The organism is Aliiroseovarius sp. S1339, from assembly GCF_023195695.1.
In the GTDB taxonomy this organism is placed as follows: domain Bacteria; phylum Pseudomonadota; class Alphaproteobacteria; order Rhodobacterales; family Rhodobacteraceae; genus Aliiroseovarius.
Map to the genome: position 1 here is coordinate 227223 of NZ_JALPQG010000005.1, position 16589 is coordinate 243811.

Sequence of the window (16589 nt, forward strand, 5' to 3'; positions counted from 1 at the left end):
GTTTCATCTCCTAGATGGCGAGGATTGTCTGGATCATTTCGTCTGCAGTCGAAATGACGCGCGCGTTGGCGGCATAGGCCTGTTCGATTTGCATAAGTTTTTGCATCTCGGCATCTGTATCGACACCCTTCGACAGCTCCATCTGGCGCAGGGTTTGATGCTGGGCCGTGGCAAATCCCAGCCGTGTTTCGGATTGCAACTTGTCAGAACTGACAAGCGACAGTAGGTCCGAGGCCAGTCCCGCAGATGCGCGCGCCACTCCGGAAAAACCGCCCGATACGGGAACGCGTGCGGCGCCCAGCGCGTCTGCCAATTTATTCAGCAACGAGGCGTTCCCGACGTTCCCTTGCGAAGCGGCTCCAAGCCCGTCGCGCAACCGCCAAAGCGCGCCGCCCTGAACGGGGTCCACAGCGGCGTTGATCGCCAGTCGGCTCGACAAGGCGATTTCGTCAGTTGCAACGAAAGCCGCGCCGCCATCAGTAAACATGCCTGGACCACCCGGCGCGCGGGTCGGGTCCAGGGCTGGGTCTTGGAATCTTTCAACGAGATCGCGCGCAAAGCCGTCAATGCGTTGCTGCGCGGTCACAGCTACGCTGTCTCGCACTTCAAATTGGCCAGCCAGCGATCCGCCGGCGATAAGGCTACGACCACCGCCGACATCAACTGGCAGGCCGTTGATGGTCAGTCCCGACAGAGCGCCGCCAGCAAGCGTCATTTCCGGCACGACGGTGTTGACGGAAGTGAAGCCAAGTTGGGCCGGCTTGCCGTCAAGCAGAAGCGTCCCTCCGGTTGTGATCAGGGCGATCATGCCATTTTCGCGCGGCAGCTGTTTCAGCGGCACAATCGGGGAAAGCTCGTCAATTTTCATTTGACGTAAATCCATCAAACCTGATGGATCAACGCCCCGCGACCGTGCCTCTTGTATTTTGACGTTGATCGATCGAACATCTTCGAGCCCCGCATTTAAAGCTGCGACCTGCCGTGCAATCGCGTGATCCGCATCAAGCCGTACTTTCTGAATATGATCTGACGTGCCCTTTAGGTGCCCAGTGAGGTTTTCGGCTGCGTTCAACACAGCCGACAGGCGGGCGTCACTTTCCGGCCGCGCAGCAGCTTCGATCAACGCAGCCTCGAACTGGGCCATGTGGCCAGACAACGACCCCGGCTGGTCAGGTGTGCCAATCACCTGCATGAGACCCTCAAGGAATTGCTCTTGTGCACCGTGATAGCCGATGGCGGCATCCGCCAAACGCCGATCACCAATCAGAACCTCATCTACCTGCCGCCGAACGCCGTCTATGCGCACACCTGACCCGGATCCGCCCAGTGTTCGGGACGACAGCTCTAACGATCGGGCACCGTAGCCTTCGGTCATCGCATTGGCGACATTGGACGAGACCAGCTCGGCCGCGCGTGACGATGCGGTGAGCCCCGAAAGGGCGTTAGAGAAAGCTCCTGCAATGCTCATGGATCAGACCTTGGCTTCCTGTCCGTTGTTAACGCTTGATGTTGGTGGTTTCTTGCAACATTTCATCCACTGTCTGGATAACCTTGGCATTGGAGCTATAGGCGCGCTGCGTCTGTATCAGGCTGGTCAGTTCACCCGCCACATCGGTGGTCGACCCTTCCCGCGCAAAGCCAACCACTTCGCCAGTCGGGCCGTCGCCTGCATTCCACATGAAGAACGAACCGCTATCAGGGGATACCTGATAGGCTTGGTTCGACATTGAGATCAGACCGTTCGGATTTGGTACATCGACCAGTGGCACCTGATAAATTGTGCGCACGAAACCGGTGTCATAGGTGGCTTGAATATAGCCGTGTTCATCAATCTGAACGGCCGTCAGATTGCCGACTGGCGAGCCGTCTTTGGTGATCGCAACCGGGGCAAAGCTGTCGGACAGCTGGGTCAACCCGTTTGGGTCGCCAATCTTGCCGATCGTCAAATCAATCGGTCCGCCCGCAACGGTCAAACCAAGTGTCCCATTCGTTGCATTATATGCGCCGCCGGACACCACCGCGACCGACGCGAGCGATCCGCCATCCGCGCGCGAATCGTCGAAGGTCAGCGTGTATTCACCGATGACACTGCCGCCCGGAAGGCCGGCTGAAGCACTGTCATTGATGACCATCGTCCATTGGTTGGACGACCCGGTGGCAGGTACAATTGGAGTGAACGAGAAATCAAGTGTTTCAGAGGTGCCCAGATTGCCGAAATACTCAACCGACAGGGGGATTGCCGCCGCGGCCGAGCCGGCTTCGGTTTCAACGGCGGGCAGGTTCACACCCAGCTTCATCGCTGTGGTTGGATCGCCCGCCGTCTGGTTCGCGTTGATAACGATCGGCTCAAGCCCGACCCCGGTGTCCCGAGGAAAAGTGGCGACATTGCCGTTCGCATCTGCTGGCCAGCCAAGCAGGACCAGCCCGGTTTCAGTCTTCAAGACACCTTCCGAATCGGTGCGAAACGACCCGGTGGTGGTCATCATCATGGGACGTTCACCGGGATTGGAATCGGCGTAAACCTCTTGTGTCACAGGCAGCATACCGCGTCCACCAATGGCGATGTCCATCGGATTTGAGGTCGAGATCAACGGCCCGTGTTCATCAATGAGACGGTGGGTGGTCGCACGGACCCCGCCTGCAGAATAGGTGCCCGCACCGGCCAAGCCGCCAATCACCAGATTCTGAAATTCGGCCGTCGCCCTTTTATACCCAAAGGTCGAAGAGTTCGCGATGTTGTCCGAAATCGTGGCCAGTTTGGTTGCATGCGCGTTCAAACCGGCGACGCCGGCACTTAGTGAGGAGGAAATCGTCATGGTGCGCCTTTCTGCTGCATCTACCTCTATGTCGACGACCATCCTTAAAGACCTGACCTTAACAGGCAGCTAACGGCTAAAATTGGCGGCAGTTCGCGCCGTACCCGGCCCGCGCGATCAGCCTAGCGCCCGTCGCGCAGCAGGATCAATTCCACGCGATTGTTACGCACAGCCATAACATTTTGCACCACAGGGTCGCGGTCTGCGTGACCCGTGACACGGTTGATGCGTGCAGGCGGAAAAGAGCTGCCCTCCAACATCTTGCGCACTTGGGTGGCGCGTTCCGCGGACAAGGACCAGGATGTATTTTCGACCACCACGACCGGTTGTGCGGCGACATGCCCTTCGATCGCGACTTTATTTTCGACCAGTGCGAAAACGCGGGCGACGATGGCTATCAGTTCTGTCAGCAACTCGGTCGGCGTGCTGGTGCCCGGCGTGAACAGCGGAGCATTTTCGATGTCGAACAGTTCGACAAGCAAGCCTTCATCTGTGACACGTGTCACAATATGGCGCGCGACGCCGTCGCTGGCCATACTTTCACCACTGCGGGCAAAGAGCATTTCTTCCAACTCTTCCAGCGCTGCATTTTGCGCAGCGTCGTCGCCGGTGCCGCCGTCGACCATGGTGGGATCACGAGGCACGCCTCCGTTTCCGGTCTGCGACAAGGTTTCTTCGACGAAGACACTATCGCCGCCAAACGACCCGTCACCGCCGCCGGAAACGCGGGTGATCGGAATGGTCGGACTGAAATAATCCGCAATCCCTTTGCGCTGCTTTTCAGTCGTTGCATTCAAAAGCCACATCAGAAGGAAGAACGCCATCATCGCGGTCACGAAATCGGCATAGGCCACTTTCCATGCGCCGCCGTGGTGTCCGCCACCACTGACTTTCTTCACCTTCTTGATGATAACTGGCGCATTCGTATTCGCGCGCATCTCACCACCTCTTTTTTCACCCGGGACCAGTGATAGCGGCGCGAAGTTGATACGGGCTTAACCTTTCAAATTGTCAGCATTTCAATACTTCACCTGTGAAATGCCCCTTTCCCTTGACTTCATTTCGATCGCAACGATACGATTGCGACGCAAACAGGATCGCCCTTCGCGGGCATTGAAACGAGGCTTCAGATGAACCAGGAAAGCTCTGGGCGCGACATGACGCGCGCGGTGTCGTCGGTCGGCACCGAAACCCATTACATGCCCGGTTGGGCAAATGATTTCGAAACCGAGGCGCTGCCCGGTGCTCTGCCGCAAGGGATGAACAGCCCGCAGAAATGCGAATACGGCTTGTATGGCGAGCAATTGTCGGGCACCGCTTTCACGGCCAACCCGCCTGAACGGACGTGGTGTTACCGCATTCGCCCATCGGTGAAACATTCCGCACGCTACACGAAGATCGACGTGCCTTATTGGAAATCCGCGCCGCATGTGGACCCGGACGTGATTTCGCTGGGTCAATATCGCTGGGACCCCGTGCCCACCACCGAGGGTCTGAACTGGATCACCGGTATGCGCACGATGACCACGGCGGGTGATGTGAACACGCAAGTAGGTATGGCGAGCCACGTCTATCTGGTGACGGAATCCATGGTGGACGACTATTTCTTCTCGGCAGACAGCGAGCTTCTGGTTGTGCCGCAGGAAGGCAAGCTGCGCTTCTATACCGAGCTTGGGATCATCGACCTTGCCCCGCAGGAAATCGGCATCATCCCGCGTGGCCTTGTTTACCGCGTCGAACTGCTGGAAGGCCCCGCGCGCGGCTTCGTTTGCGAAAACTACGGCCAGAAGTTCGAGATGCCGGGGCGTGGCCCCATCGGCGCGAACTGCATGGCCAATCCGCGTGACTTCAAAGCTCCCGTCGCAGCATTTGAAGACCGCGAAGTGCCCTCTACCATCACCATCAAATGGTGCGGCCAGTTCCATAAGACCGAGATCGGCCAGTCGCCCTTGGATGTGGTCGCATGGCACGGCAACTATGCGCCTTACAAATATGACCTGACCACCTATTGCCCGGTCGGCGCGATCTTGTTCGATCACCCGGACCCCTCGATCTTCACCGTCCTCACCGCGCCTTCGGGTCAACCCGGCACGGCGAATATCGACTTCGTTCTGTTCCGCGACCGCTGGATGGTGGCGGAAAACACCTTCCGCCCCCCATGGTATCACAAGAACATCATGTCCGAGCTGATGGGCAACATCTATGGTCAGTATGACGCAAAGCCGCAGGGCTTTGTCCCCGGCGGCGTGAGCTTGCACAACATGATGCTTCCGCACGGGCCAGACCGTGATGCGTTCGAGGGTGCCTCGAATTCGAACCTTGGACCTGATAAGTTGGAAAACACCATGTCCTTCATGTTCGAAACCCGCTTCCCCCAACACCTGACTGCCTTCGCCGCGAACGAGGCACCTTTGCAGGACGACTACATCGACTGCTGGGAGAGCCTTGAGAAGAAGTTCGACGGCACGCCCGGTAAGAAATAATGAAGCTTTATACCTATTGGCGGTCCACCGCGGCTTACCGCGTGCGCATTGCGTTGAACCTGAAAGGGATCAACGCGGATCTTGAGTCCGTTCATCTGGTGAAGGATGGCGGGCAGCAACATTCGCCAGCGTATGTTGAAATGAACCCCGCCCATCTGGTGCCGACACTGGTGCTGTATGACGGAACGGTTCTAACGCAGTCCTTGGCGATCATCGATTATCTGGAGGCACTACAGCCCGACCCCGCATTGCTTCCGCCTGACCCGGTTGAGCGCGCGCATGTGCTTGCTGCCGCTCATGTTGTCGCGATGGATATTCACCCGGTGAACAACTTGCGTGTCGTGGCCCATCTGGGCGACACTTTCGGCGCTGGACCTAAAGACAAGAAAGCGTGGATGTGCCATTGGATGGACAGGGGCTTTGCGGCGCTGGAACAGATGGTGCGCAAAGATACGCGCTTTTCCTTTGGCGACAAGCCGACACTGGCGGACATCTGCCTTGTCGCGCAATACTACAATGCGCGGCGCTGGGGGGTGGACCTGACCCCCTATCCGCGTCTGACCGAGATTGAAGAAACCTGTCTGGCCCTACCCGCCTTCGCCGATGCACGACCCGAGGCACAGCCGGACGCCGAGTGAGGATCACATGAGCAAACTGAAAAAATCCTGGGTGGAAAGCGCGAACTCCGCCGACACACCCTTTCCGCTGAACAACCTGCCCTATGGTGTCTTCTCGGTCGGGGATGATGAGCCGCGCTGTGGCGTCGCTATCGGGGATATGATCTTTGATGTGGCCGCAGCAGAAGAGGCTGGCCTGATCGAAATTAGCGACAACCCCGTCTTCGACGTCCCGTTCTGGAACGAGTTGATGGAGCAGGGATCGGATGCATGGGCTGCCCTACGCACCCGTATGGGACAACTGCTGCGCGAAGGCTCGACCGAGCGCGCGGCGGTCGAACCGCTGTTGGTCAAGCAGGCCGACGTGGACCTGCATATGCCGTTCCTCGTCTCTGAATACACCGACTTCTATGCCGGTCGTCAGCACGCGGCCAATATGGGCGCGATCCTGCGCGGGTCACCCGATCTGCCCGCCAACTGGCTGCACATCCCGATTGGGTATAATGGGCGCGCATCTTCGGTTGTGATCTCCGGCACGCCGATCAACCGCCCGAACGGCCAACGCAAAGCGCCAGATGCCGAGATGCCGAGCTTCGGCCCCTCGATGCGTCTGGACATTGAACTTGAGATGGGGGCCATTGTCGGCAAGCCGTCTGCGTTCGGCCAGCCGATCACAGTGGACGAGGCTGACGATATGATCTTCGGCTACGTGCTTCTGAACGACTGGTCGGCCCGCGACATTCAGGGTTGGGAATACCAGCCGCTTGGTCCGTTCCAGGGCAAGGCGTTCGGCACCTCGATCAGCCCGTGGATTGTGACCGCAGCCGCGCTGGAAGAGTTCCGCGCGCCAACACCCAAGCGGGAGAAGGAGTTGCTGCCATACCTCGATGGTTCCAAAGACGGGCTCTATGACATCTCGCTGCAAGTGCTGATGCAGCCCGACGGCGCGAACAAAGCCAGCGTTGTGGGAGAAACCAACTACACCCGCATGTATTATTCGGCCGCCGAGCAACTGTGTCACCACGCCATCGGGGGTTGCGGCATGAATGTGGGTGACCTTTTGGGGTCTGGCACGATCTCTGGCCCGACCAAGACGGAATATGGTTCACTGATGGAGATGAGCTGGGCAGGTCGCGAGCCCTTCACGCTGGACACCGGCGAGACGCGCACCTTCATCGAAGATGGCGACACGCTGACCCTGCGCGGGGCTGCCAAGGGTGACGGGTTTCAGATCGGGTTCGGCGATTGTGTTGGGAAAATCCTGCCCGCCGTGAAGTGGCCCAAGTAAATGCGTGTTTGGGCATCATCCCCCTGCAGACTGCCATTCGAGGATCGCCTCGGATGGCACCAGCAGCATGATGATGTTCAACGCCAACCCGTCGCGGATCAGAAAGGTTGTCAGCACCTCGAAGCCCACGACGATCAAGATGCTCGCCCAGATTGGCAGGCGCAACGCCAGCCAGAAGCCCAAGAACATGGCACCAAGATCGACGGCGGAATTTACCACGCTATCGCCCCAGTATTCACCGGATACGGTAAATTCGCGGTAGCGATTGATGACGGCCTCGGTGTTCTCGGCCACCTCCCACGCGCCTTCAACGATGGTGGCGACCAGAAGCCGCCAACCAAGGGCAAAACGGCGCATCAGCAGGAAGGTTGCGCCGTAGAACAGGAAACCGTGGATCAGATGGCTTGGTGTATACCAGTCCATCAAATGCTGCGACCCTTGCCCGCTATCATCACCTGCATACCAAAGCAATGTGTAACCGCAGGGGCATGAGATATTCCGACCCATCGCCAGCAGCGTAACAAGCGTAGCGATGGTGACAAAAGCAACGGCCCAATAGGGCAGATATCGACGATCAAACATGAGGTGAGGGAATCACGATCCCCCACCCCTGTCCAGAAAGGAAAACCGGACCATGGCAAAGGCATTCGCGTCGCAAGGCGACATGACGGAAAAGAAAATCACCTTTGATGAGATCGGCGAAGGGCTTTACGCTTTCACCGCCGAGGGTGACCCGAATTCCGGCGTCATCATTGGCGATGAAAGCGTGATGATTGTGGAAGCTCAGGCGACGCCCCGGCTGGCCAACAAGGTCATCGAATGCGTGCGCACGGTCACCGACAAACCAATCAGCCATGTTGTCCTGACCCATTATCACGCGGTGCGCGTGTTGGGCGCGTCCGCTTATGGCGCGGATCAGATCATTATGGGCGACGCCGCCCGCGCGATGGTCGTTGAGCGCGGGCAGGAAGACTGGGACAGCGAATTCCAACGCTTCCCGCGCTTGTTTGAGGGGCACGAAAGCATCCCCGGCCTGACCTATCCAACCACCACCTTTTCCGATGACATGACCGTCTATCTTGGAAATCGCCGCGTTGATCTGATGCATCTGGGGCGTGCGCACACGGCGGGTGATATCGTGATCCATGTGCCGGACCAGAACGTGATGTTCACAGGGGACATCGTCGAATACCACTCGGCCTGTTATTGCGGTGACGGGCATTTCAGCGACTGGGGCGATACACTGGACAGTATCGCTGCTTTCGACGTGGACGCGATTGCGCCGGGACGTGGCGACGCGTTGGTCGGCAAAGAGATGGTAAATGCCGCCATCGAGAACACCCGCGATTTCGTGGAGAGCACCTATCGCCCGGTGGCCAAGGTCGCGGCACGCGGAGGCTCGCTCAAGGAAGCATGGGATGCCTGCCGCGCCGAATGTGACCCCAAGTTCGCCGATTATGCGATCTATGAACATTGCCTGCCATTCAACGTGGCCCGTGCCTATGACGAAGCGCGCGGCGTTGACACCCCCCGCATCTGGACCGCCCAGCGCGATCTGGAAATGTGGGACGCGCTGCAGGGCTAAGCGCAAGGGGTGCGTTGACGCGCATATCAGCGCATCCCGTCCAGCTTCGTTGTTTTGGCAACGAAATGCGCTACAATTGGCACAAGCACGCCGCCCGCCGGAGGAAAACCTATGAACAAGATTTTTGAAGTCCCGCTGTATCCCTATCAACACAGCTCCGATCAGGATGCATCGGTGCCCGTGCGCCACCCGGTCGTGATCATCGGGGCCGGTCCTATCGGGCTGGCCATGGGGATTGATCTGGCGCAGCAGGGGGTCAAGGTCGTCATCGTTGACGACAACGACAAGGTCAGCAGCGGATCTCGGGCGATCTGCTTTGCCAAACGGCCGCTTGAGATTCTTGATCGTCTGGGGTGCGGTCAACCGATGGTCGACAAAGGCGTCAAATGGGACGTTGGTAAAGTCTTCTTTGATGAACGCGAGGTCTATACTTTCAACCTGCTGCCCGAAGAAGGCCACCAGCGCCCGGCCTTCATCAATCTTCAGCAATATTACTTCGAAGAATATCTGGTGAACCGCGTGCGCGAGTTGGAAGCCGAAGGCGCGCCGATCGAAATCCGCGGCGGCAACAAAGTGACAGCCATTGGCACGCATCCAGATCACGCGACGCTGGAAATCGACACCCCTGACGGCCCCTATAACATCGAGGCCGATTGGCTGATCGCTTGTGACGGCGCTGGATCACCGACGCGTCAAATGCTGGGGCTGGATTTCGTGGGGCGTGTGTTCGAAGACAACTTCCTGATTGCCGACGTGATCATGGACGCTGATTTCCCGACCGAACGCTGGTTCTGGTTCGATCCGCCCTTCAACCGCGGCCAATCTGCCCTGTTGCACAAGCAACCCGATGGCGTGTGGCGCATTGACCTGCAACTTGGCTGGGACATCGACAAGGAAGAAGAGAAGAAGCCCGAGAATGTGATCCCGCGCCTTAAGGCGATGCTTGGCGACGATGTGGAGTTTGAGCTTGAATGGGTCTCAATCTACACGTTCCAGTGTCGCCGGATGGAGAAATTCCGCCACGGTCGCGTTTTGTTTGCGGGCGACGCAGCCCACCAAGTGTCACCTTTTGGCGCACGCGGTGCGAACTCGGGCCTGCAAGACACTGACAACTTGGGCTGGAAGCTGAAGTTGGTCATTGATGGCACGGCCGATGAAGCGCTGCTTGACAGCTATGACGTGGAACGTATTCACGGCGCCGATGAAAACATCCTGAATTCGACGCGCTCGACTGATTTCATCACACCCAAATCCACGACCAGCCGCCTTTTGCGCGATGCGGTTCTGGACCTATCCGAAAAGTATGAATTTGCCCGGCCGCTTGTGAATTCGGGCCGCTTGTCCGTGCCCTGCACCTACGACGGATCGCCGCTGAACTCAGCCGACGCTCTGGATGGGCCGATAAAGACCCGCCCAGGATCGTCTTGCCCTGATGCGCCGTTAGGCGACGAATTCCTGCTGCCCAAGCTGGGCAACAAGTTCACTCTTCTGACCATTGACGCAGAGGCGCCAGACGTGATCGAAGAAGCAGGGGTCGAGGTCACGCGGTTGGCGTTGTCCGTAAAAGATGACAAGACGGGAGCGCTGCAAGAGCGGTATCTGGGCGATGCGCCAAGTGCCGTCTATCTGATCAGGCCAGATCAGCATGTGGCCGCACGCCGCCCCAGCTTTGACGAAAACTTGTTCCGCGCGGCCATCCGCCGTGCAACTGGCAAGGAGTAACGCCGATGACCGACCTTATCCTGACGCCGAACATCAATCGTGCCGACGATTTCTATGCCGAGCTTCTGGCGGCGCATGAAAACTTGTCGAAAGAAGAAAGCGATGCTCTGAATGCGCGCCTAGTCTTGATTCTGGCCAACCATATCGGTGATCGAGCCGTGTTGTCTCAGGCGATAAAGGCTGCGCAAGACGCCGGATAGCCGTGGTGGACAGTTCGCAGAAAAGACAAAGCCCGCAACCGAAGTTGCGGGCTTTTCCATTGGTAAACCAGCTTGGATTTAGCTTGGGTCTGCAGTGGTCCGCAGGTAGGGCAGCTTGATATCCACGTCGCCAAATTTTGCTTTCGCTTCGTCGTCCGAAAGCGTCAGGGCGACAATCACGTCTTCGCCTTTGATCCAGTTCGCAGGGGTGGCAATCGGTGTGCCATAAGTGGCTTGCAGGCCATCAAGGGCGCGCAGAACCTCGGCGAAGTTCCGGCCGACGGACATTGGGTATGTCATGATCAACTGAACCTTCTTATCCGGCGAGATGATGAACACCGACCGCACCGAGGCGGAATCAGCGGCCGTGCGACCGTCGGGCAGGTAAGCTTCGGCGGGCAGCATGTCGAAGGCTTTCGACACGGCAAGGTCTTCGTCGGCAATAATCGGGAAGCCCGCTTTGGCGCCCGAATAGCCCTCGATGTCTTTTTTCCAGCTGACATGTTCCTCCGCGCTATCGACGGACAGCCCGATCACCTTGGTGCCGCGCTTGGCCCATTCGTCGGCAAGCTGCGCAACCGCGCCGAACTCTGTCGTGCAGACAGGCGTGTAATCTTTGGGGTGCGAGAAAAGAATCGCCCAGCTATCCCCGATCCAGTCGTGGAAGGTGATTTTACCCTGATCTGTTTCGGCTGTGAAATTTGGCACGATGTCGTTAATGCGAAGTCCCATTTGGTCTCTCCTGTCCAAGCATTTCGGTTGATCTTAAGTTACGATCTCTTATGCGCATTTAAAGACCCTGACTGGGTTCAAACGCAACCAAATCGTCGCACCTAAAAATTTGATCAAATTTTGTTTCCGTGGGTTGCGTCGGACAAATCGCAATGCCAGAGTGCACCCAAATCCGACCAAGGAGACTGGAATGATCGAGAAGCGCGATTTCTATATTAATGGTCAATGGGTCGCCCCGGCGGCGGCCAAAGACTTGAACGTCATCGACCCGTCGACCGAAGAGGTTTGCGCGGTCATTTCGCTGGGTGATCAGGCGGACACTGACGCCGCCGTCGCTGCTGCGAAGGCCGCCTTTGCCGACTGGGGTTTCTCGAAAAAGGAAGACCGGCTGGCCCTGATCGAGAAGCTATTGGCGGTCTATCAGAAACGCTCGGACGATCTGGCCGAAGCGATGAGCATCGAGATGGGCGCGCCTATTGATCTGGCCCGCACGTCGCAGGTGGGGTCGGGCACGTTCCACATCCAGAACTTCATCACGGCGTTCAAGGATTTCGAATTCGACAAGATGTTGGGTGCTCATGCGCCGAATGACCGGCTGCTGTATGAACCCATCGGGGTCTGCGCGCTGATCACGCCCTGGAACTGGCCGATGAACCAGGTGTCGCTGAAGGTTGTGGCCGCGATGGCTGCGGGCTGCACAATGGTACTGAAACCATCCGAAATCGCCCCGTTATCATCGATCGTCTGGAGCGAGATTGTTGACGAGGTCGGCTTCCCGGACGGTGTCTACAACATGGTGAACGGCGACGGTATGGGCGTCGGCACGCAACTGTCCACCCACCCCGACGTCGATATGGTCAGCTTCACCGGGTCGACCCGTGCGGGCATCGCCATTTCGAAGGCCGCCGCCGACACCTTGAAACGCGTCAGCCTTGAGCTGGGCGGCAAGGGTGCCAATATCGTTTTTGATGATGCCGACGAAAAAGCTGTGAAGCGTGGCGTAATGCATATGATGCAGAACACCGGGCAAAGCTGCAACGCGCCGTCGCGGATGCTGGTGCAACGCGGCGTTTATGAGCAGGCGATCGAAGCAGCCAGTGAAGCCGCCGAAAAGGTACAAGTTGGCCCCGCCAGCCAGTCAGGCCGTCACATCGGCCCGGTGGTCAGTGAGCTTCAATGGAACAAGATTCAAGACTTGATTCAGGTCGGGATAGACGAAGGCGCGCGCCTGATTGCCGGCGGAACGGGACGGCCTGATGGCTTGAACAAAGGCTATTTCGTCAAACCGACAATCTTCGCGGACGTGAATAACCAGATGACCATCGCACGCGAGGAAATCTTTGGCCCTGTCATGGCCATGATCCCATTCGACACGGAAGAAGAAGCGGTCGAGATCGCCAATGATACCGTCTATGGCCTGACCAATTATGTGCAAACCCAAGACGGCGCGCGCGCCAACCGTGTGGCCCGTCAGATGCGGGCGGGCATGGTCGAAATGAACGGGACGTCGCGCGCGGCAGGATCACCCTTCGGCGGCTACAAGCAGTCCGGCAATGGTCGCGAAGGTGGTGTCCTTGGGATCGAAGATTTCCTTGAGGTCAAGGCGGTCTCGGGCTGGTCGAACGACTGATCCGCAAGACCCCAAACCGCGAAAAGGCCCGCAAATGCGGGCCTTTTTCCATTCTACGGCGTCGTCACAGTTTTTCGAACACAATGATCGCCTCTCCGATCGTGATGCCGTATTTTTTCACATAAGCACGGTTCAGAACGCGATCATCGGACAACAGCCACATCCAGTCGTCGAAGTCCACGCGCATAACCTTGCCGTCCCGTCCGGGCAGGTCAATGCGATAGGCCCAGTTGAAGGTATCGCCGCGCTCTTCGCCTTTGGCTTCGCCAATCACGCCGGGGGCCGATCCGATCCACGTGTCGTCCCCGGTCTTTTTCAGCGTCCAAATCCGCTGTTCGGTGCTGCCATCGGCATAGGTGAAATCTTCGACCAATTTCAGGGTCTGGCCATCCCATGTGCCTTGAATATTGACGTCGAACCGTCGCTGTACATTGCCAAACAAGTCCTGAAATTGTCCACGCGCGACTGTTTTACCTTCGAAGAACTCTTCAAGGTTCAGGTTACGAGAACTCAGCTTGGGGTCGTCCAGATCAGGCGCACCACCGCAGCCGATCAGAAAAGCGCAGGCGAGAGCCGTTAGTTTCAATTTCATGGGTTCCCACCTTCGTTTTGTGTCACGTCACATTAGACCCGCTCAAAAACGAGTCTGTTGCTATAGATACGCGACAATAGTGGGTTCGGATCACATTGTGCCGTCTGGATGTTTATGGGTTAGGCGCGTCGCACCACCACAGAGCCAACTGAATATCCCGCCCCAAACGAGCAGATAACGCCGGTGTCGCCCGGCTTCAAATCGTCGGAATGCTTGGAAAACGCGATGATCGACCCTGCCGATGATGTATTTGCATAATCTTGCAGAATGTTTGGCTGCTCACCCTCTTCCGGGGTTCTGCCCAAGACCTTTTTACCCAAAAAATCATTCATCGACTTGTTGGCCTGATGCAGCCAAAGGCGCTTCAGGTCGCCTTGCATCACGCCAATATCCCCGATGTGCTCAAGGATGTGTTTAGAGACAATCGGCAGCACCTCTTTGAACACCTTGCGGCCGTTCTGCATGAATTGCATATCGCGCCGGTCTTCCATCGCACCTTCACGGGTGCGGCGCAGGAAACCGTTGTTGTTGCGGATGTTGTTGGAAAACTGCGTCAGGCAGCGTGTTGACAGAATGTCGAAATGGTCGCCTTTGGCATCTTCCTTGCGTTCCAGAAGCGTTGCCGTGGCAACGTCACCGAAGATAAAATGGCAGTCGCGGTCGCGCCATTCCAGATGGGCAGAGCAGATTTCGGGGTTCACCACCAGTGCACGCTTCACAGACCCCGACCGGATCATATCCGCCGCGGCCTGAATGCCGAACGTGGCCGAGGAACAGGCCACATTCATATCAAACGCAAAACCACCCGCACCCAAGGCCTGCTGAATTTCAATCGCAACCGCCGGATAAGCCCGTTCAAGGTTCGAGGCGGCACAAATAACCAAATCCACTTCGCTGGCGTCCCGCCCCGCTTTGGCAAGCGCTTTCTTGCACGCATCCACGCCCATTTCGGTCATGATGCTGGGCTCGTCATCCGAGCGCTCGCGCAAGGTAGGATGCATGATATCAGGGTCCAACACGCCGGTTTTGTCCATCACATAGCGCTGATGAATACCGGACGCAGACACGATGAACTCTTCACTGGAATACCCCACCGGCTTTACCTCGCCCGCCGCAATTGCATCCGCATTTCTGGCGTTTTCTTTGTCGGCAAAGGCGTTGAACGCTTTGACAAGTTCGGCGTTGGTGATGGTCTGTTCGGGTGTGAACACCCCGGTACCAGAGATTACGGGCTGGAACATGTGCGTCTCCTTGATGGTCATTGCAGTCAAGCAGGAAGCGGGCGGAGCGGCAAGGGGAACTGAACCTTGGTCATACCCCTTTTAGAATGAGCACTTGGCCTTGAAGGTCAGCCCTTTTCCGCCGTCCGGGTGACGCAGGCGAAGGCTTTCGGCGTGCAGCATAAGGCGCGGGGCGGCACGGGCAGGGCCGTCGGCATAGAACGGATCGCCCAAAATAGGATGGCCGATTTCCTTCATATGCACCCGCAATTGGTGGCTGCGCCCGGTTTGGGGAAACAGGCGAACGCGGGTCGCGGTGTCTTCGTATTTCAGGACTTTCCAGTCAGTGATGGCTTGCTTGCCATTCTCGAAATCCACGTGTTGCTTGGGGCGGTTGGGCCAATCAACGATCAACGGTAGGTCCACGGTGCCTTCGCGTTCGGCCACACGGCCCCAGACGCGGGCCACATAGGCTTTCTTGATCTGCCGCTTCTCGAACTGAAGGCCTAGATGGCGCTGGGCATGAGGGGTCATGGCAAACACCATGATGCCTGACGTGTCACGGTCCAGTCGGTGCACCAGCAATGCGTCAGCAAACACCGCCTGAATGCGGGCGATCAGGCAATCGGCCAGATGTTCACCCTTGCCCGGCACCGACAACAGCCCCGCAGGTTTGTTGACCAGCAACAGTTCGTGGTCTTGGTGGATGATCACCAAGGGGTCATTAGGCGGGGCGTATTCATCTGACATGCGCGCCAGATAGCCTGTGGGCCGCGTGCGGGCAAGGCTCAGCGGCGACGACGCATTCCGCGCAGCATCGACGTGGTATAGATCACCAGCGCCAGCCAGATCAGCGGAAAGGCGATCTGCTTTGCGCCCTCAAAGGGCTCGTCAAACACGAACACCGCGACCAGAAAGATCATTGTCGGCGCGATGTATTGCAGGATCGCGATGGTCGACAGCCGCAATAGCTTAGCGCCATTGGCATAGAGCATCAGGGGAACTGCCGTCACCACGCCGCAGCCCAGCAACAGTGCCGTGTCCAGACCGGTCAGCAGAAAATGGCTTTGCCCCTGCGCGGTCAGCCACACCATGCACCCAAGCGCGGGGATCAGCAGGATTAGCACCTCGAGCAAGAAGCCCTGATTGGGGCCGATGGGCAGGGATTTCTTGCACAGCGCATAAAACCCCCATGTCAGCGTGAGGCCAATCGCCACCACCGGCAGCCTGCCCGCATCAAGGGTCAGGATCACGACAGCGATAAAGGCCAGTGCCACGGCAACCATCTGCGCGCGGTTCATCCGTTCGCCCAGCAAAACCGTGCCAAGTAAGATCGAGAACAACGGGTTGATATAATAGCCTAACGCGGCCTCTAGGGCCTGTTCATGCGCAATCGCCCAGACATAGATACCCCAGTTTACCGAGATCAGACCCGCAGTCAAAACCGCTAACATGAGCATCCGCGGATTTGCGATCGCCTCGCGCAAGGCGCGGGTACGACCTGTGGCGATCAGGATGACCCCCGCGACCGGAACAGACCAGATAACCCGGTGCGCGACCACCTCGATTGCAGGCATATGTGCCACGGCTTTCATATAGAGCGGCAAGAACCCCCACAGGAAATAGGCCGAAATGGCCAGCCCCAACCCCTGCGGGGTATCCACATTTTCTGGCTTCGTCGTCATCGCGCGCTCCTTTCCCCTG

16 protein-coding genes are annotated in these 16589 nt (G+C 58.0%); 7 read left to right on the forward strand and 9 right to left on the reverse strand.

Annotated elements, in window-relative coordinates; genetic code table 11:
• Positions 1 to 10: 10 nt before the first annotated feature.
• The 3 genes from flgK to MUY35_RS09565 form a co-directional block, all read right to left on the reverse strand.
• Entirely contained in the window at positions 11 to 1468 is a 1458-nt protein-coding gene (gene flgK, locus MUY35_RS09555; protein WP_248366844.1) for a flagellar hook-associated protein FlgK, read from the reverse strand.
• A 28-nt stretch (positions 1469 to 1496) separates the two neighbouring features.
• The gene (locus MUY35_RS09560; RefSeq protein ID WP_248366847.1) at positions 1497 to 2816 is read right to left on the reverse strand and encodes a flagellar hook-basal body complex protein; all 1320 of its coding nucleotides are present in this window, start codon (positions 2814 to 2816) and stop codon (positions 1497 to 1499) included.
• Between the two features lie 122 nt (positions 2817 to 2938).
• Positions 2939 to 3754 (reverse strand): flagellar motor protein MotB, encoded by an 816-nt coding sequence (locus MUY35_RS09565; protein WP_248366850.1) that lies wholly within the window; start codon positions 3752 to 3754, stop codon positions 2939 to 2941.
• Between the two features lie 192 nt (positions 3755 to 3946).
• On the opposite strand from MUY35_RS09565, the gene hmgA reads away from it, so the two are divergent.
• From hmgA to fahA, 3 genes are read left to right on the forward strand one after another with little or no spacing between them, the layout of a single operon-like run.
• On the forward strand, positions 3947 to 5299 hold the full coding sequence (gene hmgA / locus MUY35_RS09570) for a homogentisate 1,2-dioxygenase (protein ID WP_248366853.1): 1353 nt from the start codon (positions 3947 to 3949) through the stop codon (positions 5297 to 5299).
• Positions 5299 to 5937 (forward strand): maleylacetoacetate isomerase, encoded by a 639-nt coding sequence (maiA, locus tag MUY35_RS09575; RefSeq protein ID WP_248366856.1) that lies wholly within the window; start codon positions 5299 to 5301, stop codon positions 5935 to 5937. The genes hmgA and maiA overlap by 1 nt, the downstream gene beginning before the upstream one ends.
• Positions 5938 to 5944: 7 nt before the next feature.
• Complete coding sequence (fahA, locus tag MUY35_RS09580; RefSeq protein WP_248366858.1) at positions 5945 to 7204, forward strand: fumarylacetoacetase; 1260 nt, start codon at positions 5945 to 5947, stop codon at positions 7202 to 7204.
• Between the two features lie 15 nt (positions 7205 to 7219).
• Here the strand turns inward: fahA and MUY35_RS09585 are convergent, their stop codons facing one another.
• A complete protein-coding gene (locus tag MUY35_RS09585) occupies positions 7220 to 7786 on the reverse strand; it encodes a DUF2585 family protein (protein WP_248366860.1) in 567 nt (188 codons plus the stop codon).
• Between the two features lie 52 nt (positions 7787 to 7838).
• Here MUY35_RS09585 and MUY35_RS09590 point away from each other — a divergent pair, with 52 nt between their 5' ends.
• The 3 genes from MUY35_RS09590 to MUY35_RS09600 all read left to right on the forward strand — a co-directional run bounded on the left by MUY35_RS09590 (position 7839) and on the right by MUY35_RS09600 (position 10711).
• Entirely contained in the window at positions 7839 to 8789 is a 951-nt protein-coding gene (locus tag MUY35_RS09590) for an MBL fold metallo-hydrolase (RefSeq protein WP_248366862.1), read from the forward strand.
• Positions 8790 to 8900: 111 nt separating this feature from the next.
• A complete protein-coding gene (locus MUY35_RS09595) occupies positions 8901 to 10511 on the forward strand; it encodes an FAD-dependent oxidoreductase (protein WP_248366865.1) in 1611 nt (536 codons plus the stop codon).
• 5 nt (positions 10512 to 10516) lie between these two features.
• Entirely contained in the window at positions 10517 to 10711 is a 195-nt protein-coding gene (locus MUY35_RS09600) for a DUF2783 domain-containing protein (protein WP_248366879.1), read from the forward strand.
• Positions 10712 to 10789: 78 nt separating this feature from the next.
• Here MUY35_RS09600 and MUY35_RS09605 read toward each other — a convergent pair whose 3' ends face one another.
• Positions 10790 to 11443, reverse strand: a complete 654-nt coding sequence (locus tag MUY35_RS09605) for a peroxiredoxin (protein ID WP_248366882.1) — start codon at positions 11441 to 11443, stop codon at positions 10790 to 10792.
• 190 nt (positions 11444 to 11633) lie between these two features.
• Between MUY35_RS09605 and MUY35_RS09610 the strand changes: the two genes are divergently transcribed.
• On the forward strand, positions 11634 to 13073 hold the full coding sequence (locus MUY35_RS09610) for an aldehyde dehydrogenase family protein (protein ID WP_248366885.1): 1440 nt from the start codon (positions 11634 to 11636) through the stop codon (positions 13071 to 13073).
• A gap of 64 nt (positions 13074 to 13137) precedes the next feature.
• Here MUY35_RS09610 and MUY35_RS09615 read toward each other — a convergent pair whose 3' ends face one another.
• The 4 genes from MUY35_RS09615 to rarD all read right to left on the reverse strand — a co-directional run bounded on the left by MUY35_RS09615 (position 13138) and on the right by rarD (position 16570).
• Entirely contained in the window at positions 13138 to 13665 is a 528-nt protein-coding gene (locus tag MUY35_RS09615) for a DUF3833 domain-containing protein (RefSeq protein ID WP_248366889.1), read from the reverse strand.
• A 119-nt stretch (positions 13666 to 13784) separates the two neighbouring features.
• Entirely contained in the window at positions 13785 to 14906 is a 1122-nt protein-coding gene (locus tag MUY35_RS09620; RefSeq protein WP_248366904.1) for a beta-ketoacyl-ACP synthase III, read from the reverse strand.
• A gap of 81 nt (positions 14907 to 14987) precedes the next feature.
• Entirely contained in the window at positions 14988 to 15635 is a 648-nt protein-coding gene (locus tag MUY35_RS09625; RefSeq protein WP_248366907.1) for an RluA family pseudouridine synthase, read from the reverse strand.
• Positions 15636 to 15673: 38 nt separating this feature from the next.
• The gene (gene rarD, locus MUY35_RS09630) at positions 15674 to 16570 is read right to left on the reverse strand and encodes an EamA family transporter RarD (RefSeq protein WP_248366910.1); all 897 of its coding nucleotides are present in this window, start codon (positions 16568 to 16570) and stop codon (positions 15674 to 15676) included.
• Positions 16571 to 16589: the final 19 nt, after the last annotated feature.

Excerpts from the sequence above, each read along its gene's own strand:
- flgK (WP_248366844.1), bottom strand. The coding sequence starts at position 1,468 with ATGAGCATTGCAGGAGCTTTCTCTAACGCCCTTTCGGGGCTCACCGCA.
- MUY35_RS09560 (WP_248366847.1), bottom strand. The coding sequence starts at position 2,816 with ATGACGATTTCCTCCTCACTAAGTGCCGGCGTCGCCGGTTTGAACGCG.
- MUY35_RS09565 (WP_248366850.1), bottom strand. The coding sequence starts at position 3,754 with ATGCGCGCGAATACGAATGCGCCAGTTATCATCAAGAAGGTGAAGAAA.
- hmgA (WP_248366853.1), top strand. The coding sequence starts at position 3,947 with ATGAACCAGGAAAGCTCTGGGCGCGACATGACGCGCGCGGTGTCGTCG.
- maiA (WP_248366856.1), top strand. The coding sequence starts at position 5,299 with ATGAAGCTTTATACCTATTGGCGGTCCACCGCGGCTTACCGCGTGCGC.
- fahA (WP_248366858.1), top strand. The coding sequence starts at position 5,945 with ATGAGCAAACTGAAAAAATCCTGGGTGGAAAGCGCGAACTCCGCCGAC.
- MUY35_RS09585 (WP_248366860.1), bottom strand. The coding sequence starts at position 7,786 with ATGTTTGATCGTCGATATCTGCCCTATTGGGCCGTTGCTTTTGTCACC.
- MUY35_RS09590 (WP_248366862.1), top strand. The coding sequence starts at position 7,839 with ATGGCAAAGGCATTCGCGTCGCAAGGCGACATGACGGAAAAGAAAATC.
- MUY35_RS09595 (WP_248366865.1), top strand. The coding sequence starts at position 8,901 with ATGAACAAGATTTTTGAAGTCCCGCTGTATCCCTATCAACACAGCTCC.
- MUY35_RS09600 (WP_248366879.1), top strand. The coding sequence starts at position 10,517 with ATGACCGACCTTATCCTGACGCCGAACATCAATCGTGCCGACGATTTC.
- MUY35_RS09605 (WP_248366882.1), bottom strand. The coding sequence starts at position 11,443 with ATGGGACTTCGCATTAACGACATCGTGCCAAATTTCACAGCCGAAACA.
- MUY35_RS09610 (WP_248366885.1), top strand. The coding sequence starts at position 11,634 with ATGATCGAGAAGCGCGATTTCTATATTAATGGTCAATGGGTCGCCCCG.
- MUY35_RS09615 (WP_248366889.1), bottom strand. The coding sequence starts at position 13,665 with ATGAAATTGAAACTAACGGCTCTCGCCTGCGCTTTTCTGATCGGCTGC.
- MUY35_RS09620 (WP_248366904.1), bottom strand. The coding sequence starts at position 14,906 with ATGTTCCAGCCCGTAATCTCTGGTACCGGGGTGTTCACACCCGAACAG.
- MUY35_RS09625 (WP_248366907.1), bottom strand. The coding sequence starts at position 15,635 with ATGTCAGATGAATACGCCCCGCCTAATGACCCCTTGGTGATCATCCAC.
- rarD (WP_248366910.1), bottom strand. The coding sequence starts at position 16,570 with ATGACGACGAAGCCAGAAAATGTGGATACCCCGCAGGGGTTGGGGCTG.